This window comes from Leucobacter iarius (assembly GCF_039530105.1).
In the GTDB taxonomy this organism is placed as follows: Bacteria; Actinomycetota; Actinomycetes; order Actinomycetales; family Microbacteriaceae; genus Leucobacter; species Leucobacter iarius.
The window spans coordinates 1-524 of sequence record NZ_BAAAOB010000032.1; the positions used below are offsets into that span (position 1 = coordinate 1).

1 protein-coding gene is annotated in these 524 nt (G+C 58.8%); it reads right to left on the reverse strand.

What is annotated here, in order from left to right:
- On the reverse strand, positions 1–524 hold a 524-nt coding region (locus ABD169_RS16140; protein ID WP_425560989.1), incomplete at both ends, for a M24 family metallopeptidase.

The following is a 524-nucleotide window of genomic DNA, read 5'->3' on the forward strand; positions in this document are numbered from 1 at the left end:
ACCCAGCGCTGAATAGCGTGGCCAATATCGCCCAGCGTCGCGCCAGGCTTCACCACCTCAATGCCTTTCCACATCGCTTCATAGGTAGTCTTTACCAGCCGGCGGGCCAGCGGGGAGACATCGCCTATCAGGTACATCTTACTGGAGTCGGCAATCATGCCCGCTTTCTCGAGGGTGATATCGACGTTAACAATCATCCCGGAGCGCAGATGTTCGGTCGCTTTGGGGATCCCGTGGCACACCACATCGTTAATGGAAGTGTTCAACACATAGGGAAAATCGTATTGCCCCTTGCTGGCCGGGCGGGCGTGCAGCTGGTTGACGATAAAATCTTCCACTCGATCGTTAATCGCCATCGTCGTTACGCCGGGAACGATAAAAGTATCCAGCATATCAAACACTGACGCCAGCAGCTGGCCGGCATGGCGCTGCCGGGCGAGTTCGTCGGCCCAGTCGTCGCCGATGATCGCCGCCACGGTGGCGCGGCCGGTGATGGCGGACTGGGCGACCAGGATGACCATGGC